Below are 25,474 nucleotides of genomic sequence, written 5' to 3'. Positions count from 1 at the left end.
TGAGTGATGAGAACGACGATACTGGTAGTCTTCTAATGTTTATTCGGTATGCGAATTAATGCTTAATTCGGTTAGCTATCGACAGCCGATGTGGAAAAGGCAGGCGTGCATGTGTCGCTGTTAGGCAAGTTGTGTACCAAATCGTAGAAACTGCGCGCTTTTAAATATATATAGATGGCAACGGAGCTTTAACCGAGAATTGACGCCAGCCGAAAACTTCACCCAACAAGCTTTCCTCGCTCCCCGTCCTTCGCACGGGAGCGAGCGACGGTGAAGGGAGTAAGTCTATCAGGAGAGCTGACGGCAGGGTTTTCCCTTAAGACACGCATCGCGTTCCTCGTGGATACCCCGTGCGATTCTTAATGTGTTGTCTTGCCCGCTTAGGTGTGCAATTTGTCAACATATTGCGTGAGGCGGCTGCTAAATTACGAAGGTCACGAAGAAAAGACCGAAAAACTTTCTGCCGCGGCGAACAGCGGTGAGTTCTCGATAATTGACGTCTCTGTCTGCCTGTCAGCGCCAGACAACAGACAAATGTAAGCAATCTATCGTTAAATGAACGACAACAGAGATTTTTCCATGCGTGCCGCCAAGAGATTTGCTTACGTCGCCTCCCACGCGTCCGGCTATGTGCTCCGCGTCTGCGTATCTCTTTTACGAGTTATCTTCAACTCCATCTTCCCTGCCCTTGTCGCGCTTATCGGTGCACTCACAGGGTTGTGGGCTTCAGTATATTCCGGGCCCCTTAAGGCAAGCATTGAAGCGGTTGCCACTCGCTGGGGTTTGAGCGACGAGCCAAAGCTTGTCGTTCCGATAGCAATAGCGCTGTTCCTTGCATTTTTCGGCGTGTTCGCTTTACAGCAACTAGTGCGAAACAGCGCATCCAAGCGCGCTCGCGAAGAGCTCATGAAGGAAAGCGGCGACCTTAGGGGCATGGTCGGCGACATGCACAGTCTTCCGCCGACGGGTTTTCTGCAAGAGGTCCAAGCGTTCTATGGCGCGGTGGCCAATTCTCTTTACGCCACCTCTGGCGGCAATACGTACGACCGAAATAGGGAAAGCGAAGCCGTTCGGGCCGTTCTTGCAGCAGTTGCCGGGCTTGCCGCATATTACGACGGCTCACGCAAGTTCGTAACCTATGGCGCGAACGTTATGCTTTATCGTGATAATACGTACATTGCCAATTTGGAGCCGTCGAAGAAGGCCCGGCTGGAGCGGAAAATCCTGTTTTGTGATGCGCAGCAAAACAAGCTTGCGTCAGTCGACGGTGTGCTTGAGTCTATTCCCGGCTTCAGCACTCATCACGGCAAATACGGGAGACTGCATACGACCCCGATGATAGTGTTGCCAGTCCCGCATCCTGCGACCGTCAGGGCTACAGACGGCGACCGGGACGCGGCTTTGCCTGGCGGCCCGCTCGCAATCGCGCGGCTCGAATATGCCACAACGCAGTCAGTCGCAGCCATGATGAAGTGGTGCGAAGAGCGCTCGGACATAAAGCGGAGTGTTCAGTTTGAACTTCAGCATTTTTTCGAAAAAGGCGAAGGGCGGGAAATCAAAAGTTTCGCCTCTATACCCCTGTTTATCCGCGAACCCACTGAGGAAGACGCGAGTCCAGAGGTTGTGCGTCGAATAGGTGTCCTAAACATACATTGCACAGCGGAGAACATTCTTCGCCGCGATGGAGCACGCATGTTTGTCCCAATCATTCAGCCGTTTGCTGTCTTGCTGAATATGTTGCTCTTACGGTACCTGGATGATGAAGTGAAGAAAAACGTCGTCCCGGAGGGGCGACTTGGCTCCGAGGTCACGACGGTCTAGTTTGTTATACTGCAACCGGAAATGGAGGACAAAATGTCAAGCCTACTCAGCCGTCTCGTCACCGATGATGTCAAAACACGTCTGGTAAAAGAAACAACGCGACAGGTGCAGGCGCTGCTGGATGCCAAATCGGTAAAAATTACCGAAATGAAAGAATACGGCGGCTTCCGGCACGGAAGCGCTGAACCGGTTGAAGCCGACCCAAAACGGCGTAAGCGCTGAACCGCACACAGTCTGGAGCGTTGGTAGACGAAGGTCTTCCGGCGCTGAGCGGTCGTGGTCCCCATCGGAAATGTCGCTGCCTTGGATTTGCGGCAGCCGTTCCGCAACGTTTATGCCCCGCCATATTCACCAACCTCTCGGTCTCTAGCATTTGTCCGCGTCGATGCGGATGGATTGCATGGACGGGGAAGTTGTCGACTGGTTACCGCTTGTCGCGAATCTCGATGCTTTGTTTGACTCCGGATTTATCAGCTTTGACCGCGACGGCGTGGTGCTAATCTCGCCCGCCCTTGGCGAGGAGGCCGGGCTGCTGGATAACATACCACGTCGTTTGAGGCAGAGACCGACGCAAGAGCAGGCGATATTCCTGCAGTACCATACGGAATCGGTGTTTGAGCATGCCACTGTGGACGAGCCTGAAGTTCTAGATGTCTGCGGAGCCTTATGACGATGTGGTCCACCGGCGAGAAGTTCACGAGGCCGCAAGTGGCCAACCGAACAGCCGGCTGCCCGAAGGCAGGACGGTGCCGCGCTCGCCGCAGCCTAAGTCGATGACCACCGTTCTGCCCCAGCAAGGCTCAGTGAGCTTCCTGTTCCGGCTCTGCCGGCGGCGATTACGCCGGAACGGCTACGCGCGCGGTCGCTATCCTCGCGGTAGAACGTGCGTTTCGAACACTGGTATCGTTCGGTCGAACCTTTGGTGTTCCTGAGCGTCCCACCTATTCCGAACCAGATGGGCAGAATGGGAGAAATCAGGAAAGGAACCCGGGTGCGGCTGAGCGACGAGCGGCTCGATAAACTGGACGACAGGTCTGCGACCTTGTATGTAGGTAGGGTCGGCGAGGTTGTATCGTCCTCGAAGGCCACCGGTCTTGTCACCGTGGAATTCCCTCAGCATGATGAGCGGCGGCCGACGATGCTCACCGATGTCTCCCCTCAATTTCTCGTGAGGACCGACCCTTAGCTTTTTGCCTCGTGAAAGGACGATGTTGCTTGTGCGCTGTTCTTGCAGATATCGTCCAGCTCATCTTGAGCAGCCAGATGAAATGAAGGCCTGTGCATCTCAGGCGTAGAAGCAAAAAGCCCCTCGGACTTCCGTCTCGAGGGGCGCTTCCTTTCCAGCGGCTCGGTTTAGAGAGCGGCCTCTTTCAGCTTCTTCAGCGGGCGCACTTTCAGACGCACCGAAGCGGGCTTCGCGGCAAACCACTTGTCTTCACCCGTGAACGGGTCCTTCCCGAAGCGCTTCTTCTTTGCCGGCACGTCCTGAGCAACAACCTTCAGCAGACCCGGCAGCGTGAACTCCTTCGCGCCCTTCTTGTGGACCGACGCGAGCACTGTTTCCTCCAGCGCGGCCATCAAAGCCTTCGCGGCTTTCGGTTCGACACCTGCGCGCTCGGCAAGATGGGTGGCGAGCGAAGCCTTCGTGAACGAATCCTTGATGGGCTTCAGCGGCGTGTCAGCGACCGCCTTCCTCGTGGCAGGAGTCGCCGCCTTCTTCACTATCGGCGCCGGCTTTTTTCCAGCTTTCGTTGCACTCGTGGTTGCCATAGATTCCTCGTCATTGGTCAAAGGTTGGCCCGAGACCTTTGTCTTTGCGTAGTCACCGACAATACGCAAAGGCCTAAATCCTCAGGCTGGCGCTAGCGTAGCAACACGGATTTGAATCCACACCGGACGAGGCCCTAAAACAAGGGGTTTTCCGCCGAGGCGACGCAAAAACAACGACCTGTACCCCTCCGGAGCGGGATTCGCCCGCGTAAACGGCGATGAGGAAAGGGTCTGAAGCCGGGCAAGAGCAGCAAACCTCTCGCGCGACTTCAACGTTGGGTGCGCCCCGGCCCTTTGTTGCGCGTCAGTAGAGTAGTGACTCTTGCCCCTCATCCGTGGACTTCGTCTTCGACGCGCGAGGCGGCAAGGGAAACGGTTCTGCATGCATTTCGTCAGCTGGATAGAGCTGCAGGAATGACCTCGCTTCGTCGGTGCTGCGACACGACAGCCAGTCCTCGTAAGCGCCCGGCCGGATAATTACGACAGACCGCTTTTCGTCGCCGGGTTTATGAAAGCGCCGCATGAGCGGGTGTTCACGCCTGTGCTGTTTGCAGTCGAATACGCCGCTCAGCGCACCCATGAAATGGCTGCGCTTTTTCTTCGGTATCGGATGCACCGAGCACTCCGGAGGCGTCGACTATCGACGGTTAGGGACTGCCAGAAATGGCGATGGCTAGCAACGTGGCATGCGTTGGTGATAAGACCACGCGCGGTGGAACAACTGTGACTGGCAGCGATTCCCGCGCGGTGCAAGGCAAGGCGGTCGCACACCTAGGCGACCTTTGTCCTGCCCGAAGTGTGGCGGGTCGTTTCCCATCGTTACAAGTCAGGCGCCACAGACGGTCGTCTATGGTCGCCCGTTCGCCTATTACGGTGACAAGCTTCCGTGCGGCGCGGCCATTGAAGCAAGCACCCAGGTGTTCCAGCAGTTCGACGACATAGTCGACCGATAGCGGCTCTGGCTCCGCGGGTGTTGCTGTGATGGATAGGTGGTTCGCGTCGTCACACCGCGGTAAAGGGCGCTGACAAAGTTCTTTCACACCATTTGGCATGCTACTTGGACCGGTTCTGCGGCTACTCTGCTGAAAGGACAATCACGGGACACAAAATCTCCGTCAGACCTTGACTGTTCCACGTACGCGCCTCATCAGTGCAACGAATCAGGTCAAAAACTCGTTCAACAGTGCCCGGAGCACTTTGGCACTCCGCTCCGCCGCCACAAGCTGCATTGAGTCGTCTTTGTCCACTTCACCAAAGTCGCAAACCCCCTTAATCACCACTGCCTCGCAAGGACGAGCGCTGAAAGTTGCGGCCGCATAGATGGCATAAGCCTCCATCTCCAACGCCAAATAGCCTCGATGTTGCTTCGCGACCTCGACCATGACATCTTTCGCCGCAACGACGCTCAACCCTGACAACATCGGTCCTTCGCGAAGGGTCCAACCAAGATTTTGCGGCGCAACAGGAGGAAGTTGACTTATCGATGCCTCGCATCCGGGTCGCCCCTTTAAGGCTCGAGCGGCCGCCAGCAGAGCCCCAGACGCGCGACATGGTTCCGGCGCCGCCATTAGGTGCTGATTTCCGTCGTCTTCAGTGAGCTTGCCTCCCTGCCACTCCCAGCTCTGCGTCGCGATAACGACATCGCCTAGCTGTACCTTGTCTCTACGCCCGGCACATATGCCGGTCATGGCTAACACCTTGGGCTTGTAACGGCCAAGAACGCGTTCGGCTAATAAAGCAGCGGCGGTGAGGCCCATCTGCCAGGAATGCACCGCTACGACCCGGATTGACTTCCCATTGGTTTGCGTGACAGTGCCGTGCCACACGAGTGTCTTCGCGTCTAACTTGGTAGGCCCCTGAAGTTCAGGGAACACGCGACGAAGCTCACTAAATTCCGGTGACGGCAACGCAGTGATAATCGCTACGTCAAATGCGTCCCCATCGTCGGATTCGTTGGCGACCGCGGTGGCATGTGACAAGTAGCTGGCAAGTGAATTCGCCCATTCAGGACTCGTTGCCGAGTACTCGAGCAATACCCATCCGTGGCGACGGAACACCTCCGAATGGACGCTATGCACGTCTGCGTGGCCTGTAAGCCCAACGACGTGCGTAGGAGGCTGGCCCGCCGCATCAATCATGATTTCTTTGAGTAGCGCCACCCCCGCTCCATCATCGGGCGGTTCATCGGTTCGATATGGGACGCGCACGTCCAAAATTAGAACGGAGAACTTATGCTCGGCTAGTAAGCCGCGGGCTTGCGCAATATTTTCGGCGCGCCATACTCTTTGCAAAGCATTCCCACTCTCTCTGACGACGCACTCGACCCGTGAGTACTTATCATCGTCGTCTTCTAATATCAATATATTCATTTATTTCTTACTGAGTTTGCGACCAGATTGAGACAATGCTTCCATTCATCCGAAGCAATTTTATATTTTGCTAATGCCGCAAATTGCAGCCCGAATTCGTGCTCCAACCTCGATTTCAACGTCTCGGTGTCCACCAGCGCCGAACCTTCCCGCAATGCCTCGAACTGAGTGAGAACAACCACCGGAACGCACGGTGCAATTTGCCGGAGATAGCGAAATACGGCAATACCTCCAAGTCCTTGACCTGCATCCGAGCCTCCATCATAGTTTGGCAATGCCATGTCCAATATAACCAAATCAAATTCTGATTCGTCAATTTGAGCAATTCCACCAACGACAGAGCAAGCAATTATCGAATCACCACACCAGTCTTGTTGCCCCAAAAAATCCACAATATGACGTTGTTTAAATTCATCATCCTCGACGACCAACACATTAAGCTTCATATTGGCGCTCCCGTCCGATTCGCAGTTCACCCGCGAAATTTAGTAGACAATCGACAAAAAAACGACCATCGCGCACGCCGAAGTCGACACATTTCGCGGCGTCGACCTCGTAGGAACCTGCAGCGATTCGCGCTAATTTCACAAGCCCTGTCCCTCCTTCCATTACAAGCGCGTCGTGGAAGCCTTGTCCCGACAGCTTGGCCTTAACTTGGCGCAGACTGCGGACCACTTCATCCAAGTCCTTGGAGGGATGAAGCTGGTTTTCCACCCTCAACGTGAGTACCACTCGTTCATCGCCCTCCAGGGCCCACGTCCAGTCTACTGTTAATGTGGCACCATCCGTAAAACCGGAATGCCGGTAAACATTATCAAAAATAATAAACAGCGCGTCGCTAATTCGTGGCAATAATCTAGATACGAAAGCTATGCTCGTGTTCGGAGCGCTTTCCACCACCTCCAGAGCGAAGCGGGGACGAGCGTTTGCGAAAACCCGGCGCGAAACATCCAGAACCTGCTCAAAACGCAATTCGACTTCTTGCTGAGCTGGTTCAAACGGAACAAACCAATTTGTTACCACACCTACGGCCTCTTGCAGGCCTCGCACAGCGTCGTTTATGGACCCGATTAGGTTTGCATTCACGGGATTTAACAGCTCACACGCATCAATACCGCGACGCAACGACTCGAACAGTCCCTCACATTCACGGGTAAATGTATGACTCAGATGCTCTCTTACCGAAGTCAGCGAGGTTTCTAGCGCGATTTCAAACGCTTCCCAGCAGAGTTCGAAGAATCTATCGAACGATTCGCATTTTTCCCATTTTGCATGGAAGATGGCCCATACCGGTTTATGAAGACCATTTTTGAACAAACCTTTGGGATGTTCTTTGCTGATAATTTGGATATAGTCCTTTCGTAACCCTTCAATCAAAGCGTCAAAGCTTTCTTGAAACACGGCCAGATGCGTCAACGCCGAATGCGCTGCTTGCGCTCCGGAAGACTCAAGAGTTGCTCTCCACTCCGATTGAATTGCACTCCCTTCGAACTTGCCTTGTGAGACGAGCCGTGCTTTTTCCAAAGGTGCTCGCAGGTAGCCCGAAAGAGACCCGTGTCGTATCCGCAAGCTCAGAAAATGGTCTAATCCATCATCTTGCTTCCAAAAGCAAGTATTTAAGATGGAAGCGCCCAGCGCAAACAACGGGTCTTCCTGCTGTCGCTCAAAAGAAACATCAAGTTTTATGTTTTCTTCTCCGATGGACGAAATCAACAGTTTAATTTCATCCATCGATGGCGCCAAGTTAGCCACTCGGCTATTTTTGAGCCTCAAAAATTCTTCCTGGCACTCCCTTTCCGCCCACCTTTTAATTCCGAGTTTATCAGCAAAAATTCGTGCACTTTCGATTTCCAGCTCGACTTTTTGCACAAGCCGCGCCTCGGTAATCCGACGTATTTCAGCTACAACGGCATCGGTATCGACGTTTTTGATATCGAGCAACGCCTGACAGACGCCCAGACGCGCGGTATCAACAGATTCCGGCGTTTTGAGAAAACTCACAAGACGCAGATTTCTTGGAATCATCACATTCCAGAGAATGAATGGAACTCGAAAATCGTCGGGTGAATTTTTCTCCAGCAACTCTGCTAGTGTGGAGCATTTATATAGAGCAAGCAGTTTCTTACACGCCAACTCCAAATTGAACTTGTTTTTCGATTCCCGCTCGCCCAAAGAAGAAAAATGAAGACCGATAGTCAAATCAAATAATTCGAGGTCTGCCAGTTCGTGCCAATCGCGGTCACCGCCTACTAGTTCTTCGAAAGGTAGTGTTTCAGCAAAGCCTGGAAAATCCAAAGCGAACTCAACGCATCGACGAAGAGCCGTCGAAATATCTTCTTCTATCTTTGCCGATGAAATAGATAATAGCCGCAAGCCAATTGCATTAGATGAACGATATTCATTATGTAACTGCTTGTATTGGCGCTCCAGATTTACGTCAAAATCGGTCGGCGACGCGTCAATCGCTTCTCTGTAGAGTTGGTGTTCGATTGATTCGAATGGGTAGATACTCAACCAAGGATACCCCGACGGGCTCAGCGCCGGGTTGCCGTCCATCGCTCCCGACGGTATCAACCGAGACAACGACCATGCAAGGTATCCGGGTTTGGCTATGTCCGTCGAGGCTATGCCCTGCACCCACGCATCGAGTGCTTCCGACCATGGGAGAAAGGCATGCTTTGCGGCTAATGTTTTTAGATTGTGTATGGCTTGCGCTGCATTTGACTGCCCGTCTAGCAGGAGCCTTAATTCCACCTCGATTTGCGCCTCGACAAAAGTTAACGTGTCTGAGAGAGGAAGGGTTGGCTCCTGTGAGCGCGAACTTTCGTTTTGCGCGAGACATCTTGCCGTGAGAAGTCGAAAGCGAGGACTCGTCACTTTCACCTCAAATTCCGCCGTCTCGTCGTCATGGCCCAAAAGGCTAGATAGACGGCGAAGTCTGGCGTCCGACACCTCTCTTAGCTCGATGAGAGCTTCTTTTATATTGTCATTCGCTGTCGAGCGTCCGTACTCGTCGCCCGCAGCCCACATAGCGGCAGTAAGGAAGCCCTCGTATGCGTCAATATAAGAAAATTCGACCTGAGTTCGCAAAAAGTCAGACAGATTGTCAAGCGTGTTCGAATCTCCGAGCAGCTGTTGTCGGAGGTATGCCCCCCGTCTTTCGTTCTTGGGGATGTACCTTAACTCTCTGTCACATCTTCTGGCGAAACCCGCAAACGTCGAATTTTGGTCGTAGATGTCAGCGTATTTGAGGGCCAAGTACTGGGTCATGCCATGACCGGCCTGACGTACCTCGTCAAACAGACCTGACAGCACGGCATCTTCGGCGCCACAGCGAAGCGTGCATGCGATGTACGCTTGTAGGCCCCAAACCGAGTCGCCATGTTTCCGCCGGTGAGAAGCTACCAAATTAAGCGCACGTTGATAGTCAGCGCAGTCGACGGCGGCCGCAACGTCGCGCACTGTTTCTACGTGGCTAGTTAGCAGGTCTGAGATTTCTCGCAACTGGATGGCCGTCCAGTAAAGCTCATTTGACAAAGGAAGGCGGCGGAGCACTCTGCTACTCGTCATTTCGCGCCAACGCTGCGGACGTAGTCGTACTAAGCCGTTCGGGCCACCCCGATTGATTTGATGGATTTTCCGCACTAAGCTTTTATAGCTTTTGGCTGCGGAAGTGCGCCGCAATTCGGATGCTGTTTCTATAAAGCGCTCGGTGTTCCCTGCTGTCCCTCGCAACTTATTGGTGAATAGGTCTCTCATGGATTTAGACTAATTTATTGGCGGCGCAGACAAGCGTCGACCGGTGTGCGTATATACGAAGAATATCGGAAATGGCCTGGATGTGCGGAAGTGCAGCAAAAAAACCGAAGAAAGTCATGTTTTTCGAAACCCGCGTGAGCGGTTACCAGTACGCCTTTTCCGAAGATACCCCGAGCTGAGCGAATTGTTTCCTTGTGAGACCAAGGCTTCGGCCCCACACACCGCATCGGCGTTTCCGCGTTCAGGTTTTTGTCAGACGATGCAAGCCTTCAGTAGCATTCCGCGACGACGGGTAGCTATGATAGAAATCTGCGGCGCGATTATGCGCGACGCGACGGCTACCGAATTGGCGCTGGTCTATATCGTCGATTCAGGCCAGTCATCGAGACACGGTATCCGCTATTGTGTTTGCCGTTCGTCACGCGCTCGCGGCTCAAGGCATCTCGCCCTCGACTGGCCATTCCCAGCAGCTTGCCGCTGCTGCGTTCGGGCACAACAAATCTTGCTTCCTACCGAGCGTCCACTGGCGGTGCCGGGCTACCACTCCCGTCGGTCATCGTCTCCAACCTTGGGCGGCTTCACGACCGGGCCACCCAGCTCGGTTACGACGGCAGCGCGTTTGCGCAGACGCTCTTCGCTGCGCTGGAGATGCGCTTTCCGGTGGCGCGCACCTATTCCGACAACGAGGACTGGCTAACCGACGTCCAGAGTCACTTCGAGCTCGCAATAATCAACGATGGACATGTCGAGTCCGAAGTGGCGATGACCAACGGTACGTTCCCGCGGATTGATATTGAGTTGCCGTGGTGGGAGACGCTCGATGAGTACGATGGCAACGACCTGAGCACGGAAATCGAAGGTCTGGTCACGGTCGACCAGGATGATGACCGCGCGTATTACGGCCATGAAATTGATGTGCGCGCCACGCTAACGGTGGAGCGATTCGGCCGGCGCCTCTTCGGTGACGACCGTCTTGAGGTGGAGAAGGCAAGCCTACGATGGCTGGGCGAGCCGAACCCATCCTTCTGACCACAACAGCCTGCCGCCCCTGCACATCTAGCCGGGGCGGCACCGAAGGTCGCACCGTCCCTACTCGTAGAACTTCACAAGTTCGAGCGAGCCATCCTTTAGTTCGCGAACATCGTAAGTCCCAAGCACCTCCGTGTAGAGAGCCTGTCCGTCGAACGTCACTGAAGGGAGCAAAACCTCGTGGGCGCGGCGAAGTTTGCCGTCAATCACGATTTCCCTTTTGGGTTCGACATTGTCATTCCGTCGGCTACGAACAGCTCGCCAAATTGCATACGTCTCACTGCGTTCGATACAGACGCGGCGTCCTGAGATAGCGATACCACGGCGCCAGTTGCATCCTGACCGTGACTGTTGCTCTTCCCACAACCCGACATAACGGCGGTCGCGAAAAGTACAAACACAAGATTCTTCTTATCGAGCTTCATACCGTTGTCCGTTAGAAAATCAAACTGTCTGACCTCTGGACATAACGGACAACCGCCAAGAATCTTTAGTCTTGTTGAGATGCACTGTCACTTATCACTTTGCACTTCAGGTGAAGACCCGCGTGCCATGCTCACTCGTGGCGAGGTCGAACACGGCTCCGAACGTACAAGGTGCTCACAAATAGTGAGACGATTGAGCATCAGCCGGGCAAGCATAGAGCATTGCCGCAAGGCAGGTTTCACCGCCGAATGCCACACTCACCAATGGGACGGGCCGTTGACGCGCTCATACCTCGAGGGTCAACTGCACTTGGGCCGGCGCCGCAGCGCGGCGCCAGAGCCAAGCATCAAACTCGCGTCGCGGCAGCGACAGAAGGTCGGCTGCGCAGCAAAACGACTTGCGCAGGAAGTGATAGTCATCGTTCTCGACACCTACCGCCTTTGCAAACGTCCTTATGTGACGGTCCACAGCGATGGAGTCGATACCAACGAGACACGCCATGTAGTCCACGGTCTTCGGGCCGATTCCGTTGACAGTCTGAATCGCATCGCAGAACTCCTCAGATGCCAGACCGGCGCGCAAATCCTTAACGTCTTCGATTCCCCACCCTTTCAAGAAGATGACCAGCGCTTCGAAGCGAGTCACCTTCTCATGGTGGCGCCAGTTCAGGAAAGCACCTGTCTTGCCGTCTTGAATCAGCGCGACCAACGAGGAAATCGTGAAGCGATTCGGATGTGCCCGCAGGATGGCCAGTACACGCGGACGTACAACAGTCGTGTAGTTGAGCCCCGCCTGGAGCACGGAATCTGCGAGAACGGCTCCCAGGTGCTCGCACGTAGCACGCGGGTGCTTCTCCTCAAAGAGCGCGCCTTCAACCTTCGCATGGTCGGCGATACGACGCGCTGCGAGCAACACCTCGATGGCGGCCCCTTTAGCTCCAGTCCTGCTCATACTAACTTCGCCTCTTTCAATGCGTTCAGGCGCTCGACGCAGTTCGGACATGCGCCGCACGGAAACTGTGCGGACGCCTGACACGAGTAGGTACGGCCGATAGGCACGCCAAGCTCCGCAGCCGCCCGGGCCACGTCGGCCTTGGACGAGTAGCGGAACGGAGAGTGGAAGCGAACGGGACCAATGGTCGATGTGAGTCCGTCGAGGCTGTTCATAAACGCGGTAGTGCAGTCAATTTCTTTGGCGTGGTTGCTGTTGATGAAGCCAGTATAGACATCCAGGATACCGACGGTCTGTGCACGCGCCGCTGCAACGGCGAAAAACAGCAACGTTCGGTACGGGATGTACAAGTCGTCGTCCTTGACCTCTTCAGTCCAGAGGTCAGCCTCGCGGATTAAGCGCGACTGCGAGCCTCTGAATATGTCCGAGATGTCGAACCGCTCAGGCCGCTGCATATCGGCAGGCAAGACTTCGTTGACGCGACTCCACTCGACTTCTACGCAATGTTGCCCGTAGTCAAAAAAGATTGGTACGACATCAGCGCCGGTTGCCGCAAGCTGATATCCAACTGTCGTTGAGTCCAGGCCGCCAGAGGCCAGAAGAAGCGCTCTTTTCATTGCGATTCGGCCCTCAATTTGGCAAGCGTGTCGAACGTACCGTTGAGGCACGCGTCGAGGTCGGCGGAGTATACCGAACTTCCGACGACGACCATCGTGTTCTCGTTTTCCTGCCGTGGGTCGTAGGTGATGACCGGCTTGCCCATCTCGATTGCCATGCCGATTTCGACGAGCGTGCCAGCGTCACGGTCGAGAGGAACTGCGAAGACCGCATCGCATTCCTTCAGCAGTTGACAGTCCATGAGATACGTGCGGCGCAGGTCGCCCTGGCTCGCGGGCCGCTTCAACTCGCCGTTCTCCAGGATAGGACGCCGCACTCTGAAGTTGTGATACGTGAGGCTATCCACAGCACGGTCGAGTTCCTGCTTCTCGACGTACGAGACGTCCGGGCCGGCAAGGTAGATGGAGTAACGCGGTCGGTCGTGCCACGGAAGCATGGTCCCGCCCAGCGCTTGCAGCACATCCAACGAAAGCCGGAACCCGCGCTCCACATCGCGCTTGATGTCGTCAGGAAACGTCGACTGTGAGTACACCGTCGCAGCCTGGCATCCACGCCATGCCGCCTCCGTCCATCCCATGTGAGAGAGGCCCACCATCACAGAGGAATAGACGTCGCCCACGCCGACAGAGTTGACAGTCTTACCTAGCGTTGCTGGGATTTCTTCGACGCCGCCATCGCGCAAATCGAAGAGCCGGCTGCCTCCACGATTCTCCTTGAGCAGAAACACCTCCGGCGACAACGTCTTCACCGCATCTATTAACCCATCAACGTCGAACCTGCCGAGCGCATCGAACAGCGAAGACGACGTCGAGATGATGACTGCCTGTACGCGCCCGTTAAACGTCATGAGCGACGACAGGTCCTCGAGGTCATACGCGACGTCGAACGAGAACCTTGCGTCCTTCGAAAATGCGCCGGAGAGAGCACTGATATCGAAACGGCCAGGGAAGACGACGACCTTCTGGTAAGCATCGAGGCTCGGCAGCGGGTCGTGGAATTTCACTACCTTGGTGTTGCGCATCAAGTCTTCGTAGCCTTGATGCGAAACCTCCGTCGCGTCACCGATGAGGATGACGTTCGGGGCGCCTACGACATCGCCGAGCCAGATGAACTCTTTGCACCCGCACTTCGCCAGATAGCTCTTCGCTTCGTCGACGAGATACTGCGGACAGAACGCTGCAACGGCGTAGTCGAGCCCTGCAGCCCAGAGTCCCCGCGCAGCGTGGCCTACCCCACCCAAACGAAGCTTGCACTTTGCACCATGTTGAGCAAGCGTAAAGTCGACAACAAGCTCCCCAACAATCAGAACTGCGTCTGTTCGAGTCATGGCTATTGCGGAACGAAGTCAGCCTCTACGGTGGGGACGGGCACGACTGCGGACGAACTCACCACTCCAACATAAGTCACGTCGCTCGCCAGGCATGCCGCGAGATAATTGAACGACGTGGGAAGTGCTCCTACCTTAACGCCGTTCACGTCGACTGCGAAGATGCGCTTCTTGTCGAAGGCAATGCCCAACTGGTCGCCAACAGCAGGAACATTCCCGAATTGCGAATAGAAGTCGCTGTTTCCGACGTCCTCCAGCAGCGCGTGGAACGCCTGCTTGCATCTGTCAACGCCGCTCGCACCGCCTGCCATGCCAGTTCCGTCTCCCTCGACTTCCTTGGCCTTTGTTCCTGGATAGTCCGAAAACGAGCCCGAGCCTGAGCTTCCCATAATTCCCTCGTCGAATGGTTGATGAAGTTTTTTCCTGCGGTATACGTGCGTTTTCTGTGCGTGCGTTTTCTGTGCGTAAGTCTACAAAAGACCTCCTTTGGGGTACCGAGCCGTACGCAAACATTCCGCATTCTATGCGTGATGAATGCGCGGGAACTCCTCAAAGAAACAGTGGACACTCTAAGGTACAGCGTTCGCTAACCGGCTAAAGCACTCTTTTCGAAAACACACGTGACTGGACGCGACCGAAATTGTCCCGATAGAAAAACCTGAACGGCACATGGTAGAACTGTGCGAGCCTTGAAGCGGTGTCGATAAGTTGCTGACGCTTCATAGCTACCACGTGTTCTTCAGTCTCGTTGTCGGGCAGTCGAAAAATGCGATGGTAGAACGATGCCCAGACTATCGCGTTATCATCGAAACGTATGTCCTCGGACGGTCCCATGACTGACAAACAACCTGTCGCGGTCATCAATGCGTCAGCACTCTGTTGATTAGCTGCGCCACAGGCGGAGAAAAATACTCTTTTACCACGCAGGTACGGTCGAAGCGCCTCAGCAAGTTCTTGATAGCTAAGCGAATCAAGGGTTGTCGATATGCCCTCCACATCAGCGTGACATGAGAGGTGGAGGTAGCGGTAGTTACTTCGCCCAAACTTTTCGGCTATCGCACGTAGCTCAATCGCTGTACGAAAATAAAAATACTTGTGCCTTCTATTGCTGTGCCTCAACACATGAGCCAAGAAGCCCCCTTCGGCGCGTCCATGTCTTTCGTCATCGAAGCTCAAGCTTTCCATATTGAACAAATCGGGGCTCGTTTTCATAGCGGCGGTTCTATCGAGAATCTTTGGCGGCTTATTTAATGGAGGGCACATTCCTTCCTCCCCGCATTGAAGAATTCAGGTTGAAGGCTTAACGGATTTATCGTCCTTCTCATGCTGCTTCGAGGTAGCATGCTGCCGTTCACCGGCGGGGTCGAACCGACTGAGAAAGTTTGGAACCGCGCGTTCGCTTGCGCCGCAGGCCAGTCCAAGCAAAACCAGAAACTGAACTGAACCTGGGTTGCCGTGAAACAGAGATAGCCAGCCAAGCTTGGTTGCCAGACCAAATGCTAACGCGGCAACCATGCCAGTAACAATACGTGCGCGGGATTCGATTTGATGTGCCAGTTCGCCCGACATAGCATCAAGCTCAATGCTATGGCTGCGAGTGATTATCGAAATCAGCGCGCCAACGGCGCCAGCCACCGCGCAGAATATAAACTGATACGCGGTGTGTCCTAGCAGCGCGTCCCACGGTAGATAATTGCGTGTTACCCAAGCGAATACAGCGAAAACGATGCACCCAAAGACCAACTTTTGCGCAGCTATGTAGTACCAGTGTCGCGAAAGTTCAGCATTTCGTTTGGCAATTATCACTTCAGCATGTTGGATTGCGCTCATCGCGGCGTCTTCGTCGCGGTCATCAATGATACGAGCGAGAGCTTCCCCCGCCAACAAACGAACACGAGTGAATAGCTGTGCATCGCCACGCAAGAAGTCAGAGCGAAGTTCCACTGCCGCGACCGCGTTCAGAACTTTTCCGAAATGAACGGGGTCCTCTCGTTCACGAACATGCCACTGTGTGTTGAGTTCCTCATCGAGATAAACGACGAAATCGCAATGTTGGATGACCATCTTCGTTACTACCTTGTTCAATTCGGGGTCAATTTCACCGACCCGCAGCGATTCATAGTCCATGAACGTATCTTGTTGTTGCCTATTAGTTAGATGCCTTATCGCGATTTTGAGGCGACAAGGGTGTTGATTCCGTGCTTCACCTCATCCTTTGTAGACCGGAATTTCGATAGCCTGTGCCTCTACATCTTCGGCTTCTCTCAGCATCGCCTCGGCGCCCGACCGAATGGCTTGCACCTTCTCAGCCGACCCCGAAACGCATCTCGCGAGCTCAATATCGGAGGCGACTATCACTGCGCTTCCAGTGACGAAGCCGGATGACTCAAGCTGCGCATAGTCGCCACGGGTCAGGGTTCCACCTGTGTAAGCAGCCAAGTCGGCAATGGCGGCCGTCACACCGAGAGTGAGACGTGTGGAAAGCCGTTCGAGGCGCTTGTCCAGGTCAATGGCCGGGTGCAAGATGTTTGAAAATCGCCCCGTCGCAGTAAGGAAGTCGCAGGTACGTGACGCGACCGAACGAACGGGCCCGGCCAAGCCGTCGAAGCTTCCGCCGAATTGACGGAGCGTCTTTTCGATTGCTTGCATCGGCATGCCTGATATATATAGCAAGCAGGCGACGGCACGTTTCGCGCGTTGTGTCGCACGCTTGGTGTCGCCGGCACTTTCGCGAAGCCTAGTAAGTACCGAGGCGGGAACATGCTGTTGCCGGAGTTGGAAATACCAATGCTGCGGCTCCTTGAGCGTACTCGACGAATTTATCGGGATATACGATTCGTCGAGTTCTTGTGCAAGTTGAACAACGGTGAGTAGGGTGGGGTCAGTAACCTGGTCAGCCAGAACTTGACGTAAACACTCCACTATAGATATCGCTGATGCGACCTGGATACCAGTCTCGCCGACAACTTTCCCGATGTCCGTCAGTTGCAGTTTCGCAGCCTCATTTCGTTCGATGAGGCCATGCCGTTCGAGCGAACTGATGGACTCGATGAGCCCACTGTGGCTAAGCTTCCAGCTATCTTCGCGCGTTCTCGCGATGTACGCGCCGAAACTGCTCTCAAGAAACGTCGCCAGTTGCTCGGCGGTGAATCCAGCTTGCGTCCATCGCTGTGTCGCAGTCATCAATCTGCAAATAAGCGTGCGAGGGTCGGTCGAGCTGTCGAAGAACCTCGACCGCAGGTCTTCAGGCGTACCCAAGACGTAGTTGTTCCAGTAAACCGTTTCCGTGCCCGGATTCGTCGCAATCAAAAGCGATTTGCCGTGTTCAGAGAACCCCAGCCGTCCTGCTCGTCCACAAAGGTTTTTGTATTCCGCAACCGTATAAGGCTTGTCAATCGGATGCGTCAACCCAACTACTACGACCGACGAAGCGGGCGTGTTTATGCCCATCGCCAATGTGGTTGTGGCGACAATAACCCGTATCGTGGCGTCCGCTGCCCGAAAGTGTTGCTCCACAACCGCGCGCTCTTCGCGTTGAAGGTCGGCATTGTGAAACGCTACCCCACCTTCCAAGGTGAGTTTCAGGTCACCAGACGCCAGTGATGCATCGGTCGAAGGCAACTGGGAGAGAGCAGCCGGGGCGGATGGCAGTTGCAGCGCGGCCGCGAGATACTTTGCGCACCCGCGCGTTTCACCCTTTTGCTCACGAAACACAATGACCTGCTCCCCGGCCTCTACTAGCTTTCGTACTAGCGGAATGATGAGGTCTTGACTGCTGCCCTTCCCAAACGCCGGAAGAACGAAGTGCTGTTGGACCGTTTCCCGACCCGATTCCCCTTGTATATAGCGGAAGGTCCCATCGCGGTAGAGGATGCCCTCGTCTAGCGGGACTGGCCGCTCGGTTTTCCTGAGAAGGCGTCCTCCGAGCCAACGCTCAAAACCATTTGTCTCTCCAATAACGGCCGACAGTGCAATCAATTGCGGGGTAGCGCCACCGCTCTGTCGCGCGCGAAAAAGCGTCAGCATGAATTCAAGGTTTGCTCCCCGAGACTCGTCCGCAATCATTTGTGTTTCGTCGACAACTATTACATCCAGCTGTCGCAGTACGTGAGGGAACGTGACGCAAATCGACGTGAACTTCTCATACGTCAACAACGCGACATCATATTGACCTTTGAGTAGGGGGCGTAGGTCGTCAGTCTCGCCAGTCGCTTCGATGGTACGGACGCCAAGGCGACCGTAGACTTCGGTGAAGTGCGCCAGTTTGTCGGCTACGAGCGCCTTCAGCGGAAACAGGAAGGCAGCGCGACCTCTGCTAAGTATCGAGTTCAGGGATGCGAGCTCACCAATCATCGTCTTTCCGGAGGATGTTGGCGCTGATACCAGCAGATTCTCGCCGCGCAGCACGCCATATTCATTGATGGCGGATATCTGCAGTTCGTTGAGGGACGGAATGGCGCTTGCCCAAGCCTCAACCATCTCTGCTGGAAAACCAAAATGCCTTAATGACGATACGTCGGATGTGGCGATTGCGCCGGCAAGCTCGGGGAATGCCGAGCGATATAGGCCGCCAGCTTGGAAAATGGGCCATGAAAACTCGCCGTCTATGGTTCCCCGCATTGCCGGATTCTGAGGTTCGTCCGAATTTGCCGTGTGGTCAACCACTCGTCGAACGACGTACTCAATTAGCTGATAGACGCTCACCCGTCCGCCTGACGCACTTTCAGGCGTGCCCTGCAATGCTTCCAGCAGATAGTGAGTGAAAACACCGTGCCTCAGTCGACGGTTCTCCCACGCCGGTTCATTTGCACCAGACGCAGTGACAATGAGTCGTCCCTGTCCGGATATCCGCTCGAGCCTTGCTTCGGCGGACGACATGTCTCGCGAGACCTCCGCGACCTGCAACACTTTTGCACCAATTCCTCCCGCGAAACAGCAGTCAAGAAAAAGTATTAGTCGACGAGCGGGAATCTCGGAGAACCGGTCGGCAATCCATTGAAGGGAAATCGTCGTTCCGGCCAAGTCAGCGACGTCCGTATCGTAGGCGACGAGCTGATGGGTCTCCGTACCGTGCCCGGAGTAAGTTATCACCACAACGTCATCAACGGATGTCTCTCGAAGAGCCAAAAATTCGGACTCTATCTGGGCCCGAGTCGCATCTTCGTCAACTAGGAGGACAGCGTCGCCGCCTAGGTTGTCCGAAAACAATGCGTCCAGTGCGCGGGCGTCGCGTGCAGAGCACGAAAGCCAGTCGATGTATTGAGAGCGATATCGGTCAATCCCGATAAACAATCCTCTAAACGCCATAGCTTCTCCCGCCGTTAAGCGAAAATATACTAAGAGGCATGCCTAGCAAACGACAAAGCGCCCTCAACGTCCAGATGGCTGGATGCGAATGCTGTGCGCTTGACTGACACGGGTAGTGCCCAGTCCCACTTCTCGCGGTCGATATTCTCAATTTCAGACACGACTTCCATTGCTGCCTCGGCGTCGAATCTACCTACGTCGCGTAGTACAGCGACCACGCGGTCGACACTCCCATTAGATACGCTAATCGCCACGCCATTGTTGTATGCATCAAGTTTGTTTGTGCGCAGCAGCAGCACCAGCGCATCATTAAGCCAGTCGCCACACCACGTTGCCAAAAGCACGGAGCTGCCCTCTTGGAAAATCGCGGTACTTGTTAGCGACGCATCAGTGTAGTAGCGACGCGCCTCGTGGAGTAACTCTTGTCCTCGAGCGTCAAGCAAGAATATGGGTTCACTACTGCCGAGGATACGTCGCATTTCGCGCCGCACTTCGTCGTGCACCATCGCGCCATTGCCATCAAATTGCGGCGGAGCGCCGCCTTTGTCTGATATTACGTAGATAGTCTTTCCTTCCTGGTCGACCTCTTCGACACGCCAGCGTCGCCCCCCGAATATCAAGCCTTGACCCTTGGTCATCGGATGAGCCACTGGCACGCTTCCAAGCTGGCGTCCGCCGGCAACCACACGAAATTCTTCGTCGGTGGTGAAAGCCGAATAGAACTCATAGTGGTTAACCAGTTTCTCCCCGACTCCGCCATGAAGCAGTAGCCCGTTGGACGATTGGACGATGAGGTCTAGTTTGCCGAGATGCTGCAAGACCTCGGTGAAAGTGGACTTATCTATTGCCTCGAACGTGCCACTAGCTATCAGGCAGCCCCAAAGCTCTCCAGCGGTACAACCACAACGTTCGGCGATAATCGAAAGAATCTGCTGGACTAGCGTCGACGCATGCATTCCGCCAACCCTAGGCGGTTCGAACCACCCGCGCATCAAAAGATTTACCATCGCGACTGACTGGACAAGGCTTTCCCGTATGCGGTCCGAAAAATCTGAATCCGCCTTCAGCTCCGATTCGACGCAGTACCCACGCAAGATTGCCGGCTCTCCCTTGCGCCGGCCTGAGCGCCCGAGACGTTGACGAAGGCTCGCTACAGATGGCGGTGCACCAATCTGCGCGATGCTCTTTACTGCGCCGATATCGATTCCAAGCTCGAGGGTAGTAGTGCAAATGGCACTCGCCGGTCTTGTACCATCTTTGAGTGCTCGCTCCGTATCTTCCCGTAGTTCCTTCGAAAGGCTTCCGTGGTGAGGCCAGAACTCGTTCGGATACCCATCTCGCTCACACGCGCGGCGTAGCAAGTCGGCATAAGTCTCGACTTGCCTGCGGCTGTTGGGGAATATGAGGTTGTTAGAGCCCCGCAGAGAGGCATATATCTGGTTGGCCACATCAACGGTACTGCCGGCAACTGCATCCTCGAGAACCGGGTTTTCCAAATCAGGCTCAACTTCAATTCTTGGCGGCCGAAGGACAAATCCCTTTATCAGGACCTTCAGTTCTTGCCCACCGCTCTTCGAGTCAACTATTTCGACTGCACCCTCGCCACCTGCCCGCAGAAATCGCGCTGCAAGTTGCATGTCGCCGAGAGTGGCCGAAAGCCCTACGCGTGGCACTCGTCGCCCACATACTCGTTCGACACGATGCATCAGCGACTGGAGTTGCTTCCCGCGCTCAGAGCCAATAAACGCATGTAATTCGTCGACAACGATGTAGCGCAGCGCGCCGAATGTTGCCTGCAAGGACGAACCACGATTGACAAACATCGCTTCGAGAGACTCGGGTGTTATCAGCAGAACGCCCTTTGGATTCTTAAAGAATCGCTGCTTGCGGCTAGCTGACACGTCTCCATGCCAACCAATCACGGGAATCTCAAGTTCTTCGCAAAGGTCATTCAATCGCGACCATTGGTCGTTGATAAGGGCCTTCAACGGGCTGATATAAAGCACCGACCCGGTACACGGCTCGTCGCGCAGCAAATTCGACAGAATGGGAAGGAACGCAGCTTCCGTTTTCCCGGCCGCCGTCGCGGCTGCGATGATGATGTCACGGTCTGCATTGATGAGCGCGGGAACGGCGCGCTCCTGCGCGTCGCGTAGCTCGGTCCACCCCTCCCTCCAGACCCAACGTCGAATCTTTTCGTGGAGCAGGTCGAAGCTTCGGGAGTCAGCCGAGGCGGAAGCTGGCGAGTTCATCGTCACCCTCGGTCGCAACGTCAGCCACGCCTCCCGTATCCTTCTCGACTTCGAGCGTCCCAATCAACTGCCGCCAGTCAGCCGACGGATTTTGTTCCAGAACCGCTAACAGGTTAATGAACGCCGTTATCGTCGTGCGCGGCGTTCTGAAATAGGTGTCTCCGAGCCGCATGGCGCAATGCGCCATGAAGGCCGGAATCGCCTCCTGCGGCAACATCGCCTTGGTCGCGTCGCCGAACGCGTGGACGATGCGAATCTTATCCAGGAGGACATAAAAGTCCTCAGGCGTAAGGCTGGCCAGCCGTATCACCGGACCGGTGTAGTCGACAAAACCATTCGTGGCGAACGTGTTTTCGGCAAGCCGCGACTGAAGTGCGGTGTAGCTATAGAGCCCCCGCTTCGTATCGAGCAGAAACTCGGGAGTACCCCCAAGAACGAACCCCAATCCTTCTGCAGAGCCCTGGAGCGAATCGTTGAGAATCCGCAGAATCTGTTCGTAGTTCGAGTTCCGCGCCTGGACGTTCGCGAGTTTGTACAGGTTCACCAGCTCGTCGAGGCACACCATCATCCCGCCGTACCCGGCGAGTTTGACAAACCGAGCCATGAGCTTGAGTTGGTCGTACACCGATGCGTCATCGATGATGGTACGAACCCCGAGTGCAGCGCGGGCATCGGTCTTGGTGGAGAACTCACCGCGCAACCAGCGAATCGCATCGCCCTTGAGTTGCTCGTTTCCTTCGTCGAAACCGCGGCAGTAGGCAGCAATGACATCCGCAAAGTCGTAGCCATTCACCATCTCGGTCAACTCGTTTAGCTGCGTACGAATTACTTCCTCGCTCGTTCGGCTAGTCGCCTTGGCTTCGGTCTTGGCCTCTCCGATGAATTTCTCGACAATGCCAGCTAGGGCTCCGCCGTCCGGCTTCGTGCGCGTCGACATGTTCTTGGCGAGCTCGGCATAGAGCGAGCGAGCCTGTCCTCCCGATGCATGCAGGCGCCGGTCAGGATTCAGGTCCGCATGTACGGTGACGAGTTTCTTCTCGAGTGCGATGGCTCGGACGAGATTCAGGAAGAACGTTTTCCCGGCACCGTATTCGCCAACGACGACGCGGAAGCTTGAGCCGCCATCCGCCACTCGCGTGATATCCTGAATCAGCGCCTCCAGTTCTTTGACGCGACCAACCTGGATTAGATGCTGTCCGATTCGGGGAACAACACCGGCACGGAGAGATTGAAGGACCGCGTCGCGGTCCTTCGGGCGAATGGCTGTCATGATGTGGCTAACCTTTGTGCAAATTCCTGATTGATTTCGACCGGGTCGTCGCCGTCGGTGAGTGGTTCATCCCAATGGTCGAGAGAAGCTTCGTTTACCTGTTCGATAGCGCCGTCGAGCATTAAGTCGAGGTCAGAGGCTGCGTCCGCCAGCTCCGAGCGAGTCCAGGACGGTCGTGAAAGAAGTAGGCGCAAGAACGTGGAATGTGCGTCGTCGAGTCCAAGCAGACCTCTCGCTGTTGGCTGCTCTGCGACGTCATCGGCGGTCTCGGCTACTGGCTCATCTTCAGCGAAGACACCAGCCAATAGCGCCGAAACCTTTGCGGTCTCTTTCTGCAGAGCTTCAATTCGGGAAGAATCCAGCGAGAAAGCCGCTTTGGATGCGGCCGGCGATTCCTTCCCGGAGGTTGCGGGTGTCGTTTGGGTAGAAGGTCCGCCGACAACCGCATTGCCGTGAAGGTCGCTATAAAGTCGCGTCGAGTCCAGACCTAGTATCTGGTAGAGCTTTTCCAGCATCTTCACCGCAGCCGGAGACACAACGCCGTCAGCGTTCGCGGTTTGGACCACCAGCGACGCCGCAACAATCTTCGCTTCTAACGATAGTGGCTCAAGGCGCTTCTTCAAGCTGGCAAGGCTCGGCGGCTGGGCAAACTGTACAGCGGCACGCGCTTTAAGCCGCGCCTGTTGCCTCGGAGTGAGTTCGGGCCACGATTCAATCTGGCGATAAATGGTCGCAGTCTCCTGCTCGGACCCCTTGCCGTCTGCCATTGCAATCGATGCTGCCAGGTCGACCATCAGGGCGATTGACAGATAGTTTTCATCGACCTGATTGATAGAGGCGCTTGGCGGCGTTGCATACAAGGCAACGAAGTCGCCGCCTTTTGCAGCCCTACCGGTAATTCGAACATCGGGTTCGACTGCAACGCCGGACTCTCCGAGAACACGTGCGAATGCGGTCAGTTTGTCGCGCGTGATGTTGCCCGACGCCTTGAAACGACCAAAGAGGTCGCCGAACGTCATCACTGCCGGCGCATTGGCCACGGCTGCCACTAAAGAGCTAAGTTCCTGGCGTGCGGATTCCGGCCAGAGGTCGATTGGAAGCATGAGGGCGCTTTCCAACGTCCCGTGAGCATCTGGATTTCTTCCAAGGAATCTGCTGTAACCATCAAGGGCATCCGAACATTCATTGACCAGTTGCTGGATTTTGTTCCGAGGCCCCGTTACTGCGGCGATGTCGGGAAGCGAGGTAATGTAGTCCGGATATTCGATGCTCTGCAATGCTGGAAAAGCAGTGCGAGGTGAGCCCTTTAGCTTCGTCTTGTTCGCCGTCAGCTTGATACCCTCGCGAAACTGCTCCGCGTATTTTCGAAGGAAGAGCTGACGGAATTCGTTCTCGCAGCGTGTAACGGGAGTTCGCTTGTACACGGCACCGTCGCCTAACGCCCATGCGAGTGCCCAGTTCACGGGTACCGGCTTCTTGTCTATCGCTGCCTGGCCGAATGCCACACGAACGCTCAGCGGCACCTCGAACGCATTGATGATAGTTCCGGGCGCTTGCTCGTACTGGCGTGCAGGCTGGACCAGATGTACGGATATGAAGTCAACCAGGCTCTCTAAGTAGCTGGTCTGCAAGACGGCCGAATAAACTGAATGCAGGCGTTTGAGCTCAGTCGAGATAGATTCGAGCTCGGTCTTGTCGACCTTGCCCTGCAGTCCATCGACCAGAACACGTCTCTCCAATCCGTAGAGGTATAGCAGGGGGTAGCTTCGATGGGCCCGCGGGTCGGAGCGGTCCGAAGCCAACCATTGCAGGTATGCGCGACGCTGCTCTGCCGAAAATGAGTGGTAGCTTATCCAGTAATCGGTGGTCCCGGTCGAGACGTCGCTCGGAGACTTCGCGACGTTCGCTTTCGGGTTCAGGACACATCCGTCAAGGCTGTTGGCCTCGGCTCGCTTGGGTACCCCCACGTAGAACCTGCCGCCCGTAATGGATAATCCAACGATTTCTATGGACTCTTCGGCACTCACCCAACGAACGTTAGGAGCCGTTTCAAGCGAGGGGCGCTCAATGCGATACGAGGAAGAGGGTGAATCCGATGACAGAGTTACTGTTAAAAACTCGTCGACCGACTGAACTCGGCTTTTGCGCGTGGGGGCGGACGTCATCGACACACTCACGTTGAGCCCATTTGGTTCGGCTCGGGAAGATTCGCTGCTGTTGGCGGCAGTCGCCGGTTCCTTTTTTTTCGAGAAGATGGCAACGAGCACGCAGCCCAGCACGAAGACAAGGAATACGGTTAAGCCGCCCTTGGGGGCAACTATGATGGCAACAACGATGGCGACAACCAGCATGCCCGTGCCGGAGCCCGATTTCTTCGCCTTCCGGCCCATGGTCTCAATCTCTCTCGCGTCTTTTGAATTTTGCGGATGACTCATCCGGTCATTGCCGCAATTTTGAGCAGTATAGTACGACCAAATCAAGCGGTCCCGCGCGGTCGGCTGACAAACACGGGACGTTCCGTCTATGAAAACATAGTCTGGGCTTAACAACGGAATTTGATTTGGCGAAACGAGGG

At 55.3% G+C, this 25,474-nt stretch carries 19 protein-coding genes and 1 pseudogene; 4 read left to right on the top strand and 16 right to left on the bottom strand.

All coding sequences use genetic code 11. The features are described 5' to 3' along the window. The first annotated feature begins 555 nt into the window (after positions 1–555). The 3 genes from BUS06_RS07850 (at position 556) to BUS06_RS07840 (ending at position 2,491) form a co-directional block, all read left to right on the top strand. Positions 556–1,821 carry a hypothetical protein gene (locus BUS06_RS07850; protein ID WP_143787477.1) on the top strand — a complete coding sequence of 422 codons (1,266 nt, stop codon included), beginning with the start codon at positions 556–558 and terminating at the stop codon, positions 1,819–1,821. A 33-nt stretch (positions 1,822–1,854) separates the two neighbouring features. Continuing rightward, entirely contained in the window at positions 1,855–2,043 is a 189-nt protein-coding gene (locus BUS06_RS07845) for a hypothetical protein (protein WP_074263766.1), read from the top strand. A gap of 178 nt (positions 2,044–2,221) precedes the next feature. Next, positions 2,222–2,491, top strand: a complete 270-nt coding sequence (locus BUS06_RS07840) for a hypothetical protein (protein WP_074263765.1) — start codon at positions 2,222–2,224, stop codon at positions 2,489–2,491. A gap of 683 nt (positions 2,492–3,174) precedes the next feature. Here the strand turns inward: BUS06_RS07840 and BUS06_RS07830 are convergent. The 5 genes and pseudogenes from BUS06_RS07830 to BUS06_RS07810 all read right to left on the bottom strand — a co-directional run bounded on the left by BUS06_RS07830 (position 3,175) and on the right by BUS06_RS07810 (position 9,719). Next, positions 3,175–3,591: an HU family DNA-binding protein gene (locus tag BUS06_RS07830; protein WP_074263763.1), complete on the bottom strand. Its 417-nt coding sequence runs from the start codon at positions 3,589–3,591 to the stop codon at positions 3,175–3,177. Between the two features lie 304 nt (positions 3,592–3,895). Beyond that, positions 3,896–4,126: pseudogene (locus BUS06_RS38765) on the bottom strand (hypothetical protein); the annotation flags it as partial. Positions 4,127–4,751: 625 nt separating this feature from the next. Next, entirely contained in the window at positions 4,752–5,960 is a 1,209-nt protein-coding gene (locus tag BUS06_RS07820) for a phosphorylase family protein (protein WP_074263762.1), read from the bottom strand. Continuing rightward, positions 5,957–6,406 (bottom strand): response regulator, encoded by a 450-nt coding sequence (locus BUS06_RS07815; protein WP_074263761.1) that lies wholly within the window; start codon positions 6,404–6,406, stop codon positions 5,957–5,959. Before BUS06_RS07815 ends, BUS06_RS07820 begins: the two co-directional genes overlap by 4 nt. Then, positions 6,396–9,719 (bottom strand): hypothetical protein, encoded by a 3,324-nt coding sequence (locus tag BUS06_RS07810; protein ID WP_143787476.1) that lies wholly within the window; start codon positions 9,717–9,719, stop codon positions 6,396–6,398. The genes BUS06_RS07815 and BUS06_RS07810 overlap by 11 nt, the downstream gene beginning before the upstream one ends. Positions 9,720–10,127: 408 nt before the next feature. Here BUS06_RS07810 and BUS06_RS07805 point away from each other — a divergent pair, with 408 nt between their 5' ends. Next, positions 10,128–10,748, top strand: coding sequence for a hypothetical protein (locus BUS06_RS07805; protein WP_254368782.1), 621 nt, complete (start codon positions 10,128–10,130; stop codon positions 10,746–10,748). Between the two features lie 206 nt (positions 10,749–10,954). On the opposite strand, the gene BUS06_RS07800 is transcribed toward BUS06_RS07805, so the two are convergent. The 11 genes from BUS06_RS07800 to BUS06_RS07750 all read right to left on the bottom strand — a co-directional run bounded on the left by BUS06_RS07800 (position 10,955) and on the right by BUS06_RS07750 (position 25,334). Next, a complete protein-coding gene (locus BUS06_RS07800; protein ID WP_074263758.1) occupies positions 10,955–11,173 on the bottom strand; it encodes a hypothetical protein in 219 nt (72 codons plus the stop codon). 286 nt (positions 11,174–11,459) lie between these two features. After that, on the bottom strand, positions 11,460–12,125 hold the full coding sequence (locus BUS06_RS07795) for an HhH-GDP family DNA glycosylase (RefSeq protein WP_074263757.1): 666 nt from the start codon (positions 12,123–12,125) through the stop codon (positions 11,460–11,462). Continuing rightward, positions 12,122–12,742 carry a 7-cyano-7-deazaguanine synthase gene (locus BUS06_RS07790; RefSeq protein ID WP_074263756.1) on the bottom strand — a complete coding sequence of 207 codons (621 nt, stop codon included), beginning with the start codon at positions 12,740–12,742 and terminating at the stop codon, positions 12,122–12,124. The genes BUS06_RS07795 and BUS06_RS07790 overlap by 4 nt, the downstream gene beginning before the upstream one ends. Continuing rightward, positions 12,739–14,070 carry a nucleoside 2-deoxyribosyltransferase gene (locus tag BUS06_RS07785; protein WP_074263755.1) on the bottom strand — a complete coding sequence of 444 codons (1,332 nt, stop codon included), beginning with the start codon at positions 14,068–14,070 and terminating at the stop codon, positions 12,739–12,741. Before BUS06_RS07785 ends, BUS06_RS07790 begins: the two co-directional genes overlap by 4 nt. Positions 14,071–14,072: 2 nt before the next feature. Beyond that, positions 14,073–14,459, bottom strand: a complete 387-nt coding sequence (locus BUS06_RS07780; RefSeq protein ID WP_254368781.1) for a hypothetical protein — start codon at positions 14,457–14,459, stop codon at positions 14,073–14,075. A 205-nt stretch (positions 14,460–14,664) separates the two neighbouring features. Then, positions 14,665–15,282 (bottom strand): hypothetical protein, encoded by a 618-nt coding sequence (locus BUS06_RS07775; RefSeq protein WP_074263753.1) that lies wholly within the window; start codon positions 15,280–15,282, stop codon positions 14,665–14,667. Between the two features lie 75 nt (positions 15,283–15,357). Next, positions 15,358–16,197, bottom strand: coding sequence for an MFS transporter (locus BUS06_RS07770; protein ID WP_074263752.1), 840 nt, complete (start codon positions 16,195–16,197; stop codon positions 15,358–15,360). An 81-nt stretch (positions 16,198–16,278) separates the two neighbouring features. Next, a complete protein-coding gene (locus BUS06_RS07765) occupies positions 16,279–19,377 on the bottom strand; it encodes a DEAD/DEAH box helicase (RefSeq protein ID WP_074263751.1) in 3,099 nt (1,032 codons plus the stop codon). A gap of 29 nt (positions 19,378–19,406) precedes the next feature. Further along, the gene (locus tag BUS06_RS07760) at positions 19,407–21,629 is read right to left on the bottom strand and encodes a DEAD/DEAH box helicase (protein ID WP_074263750.1); all 2,223 of its coding nucleotides are present in this window, start codon (positions 21,627–21,629) and stop codon (positions 19,407–19,409) included. Beyond that, complete coding sequence (locus tag BUS06_RS07755; protein ID WP_074263749.1) at positions 21,601–22,899, bottom strand: ATP-binding protein; 1,299 nt, start codon at positions 22,897–22,899, stop codon at positions 21,601–21,603. Before BUS06_RS07755 ends, BUS06_RS07760 begins: the two co-directional genes overlap by 29 nt. Continuing rightward, positions 22,896–25,334: a tellurite resistance TerB family protein gene (locus tag BUS06_RS07750; RefSeq protein ID WP_254368780.1), complete on the bottom strand. Its 2,439-nt coding sequence runs from the start codon at positions 25,332–25,334 to the stop codon at positions 22,896–22,898. The genes BUS06_RS07755 and BUS06_RS07750 overlap by 4 nt, the downstream gene beginning before the upstream one ends. Between the last annotated feature and the right edge of the window lie 140 nt (positions 25,335–25,474).

Origin of the sequence: Paraburkholderia phenazinium, from assembly GCF_900141745.1 — a bacterium.
GTDB classification, from domain to species: domain Bacteria; phylum Pseudomonadota; class Gammaproteobacteria; order Burkholderiales; family Burkholderiaceae; genus Paraburkholderia; species Paraburkholderia phenazinium_B.
The sequence above is the reverse complement of the archived record's forward strand: the minus strand, read 5'-3'. Positions and strand labels throughout refer to the sequence as shown.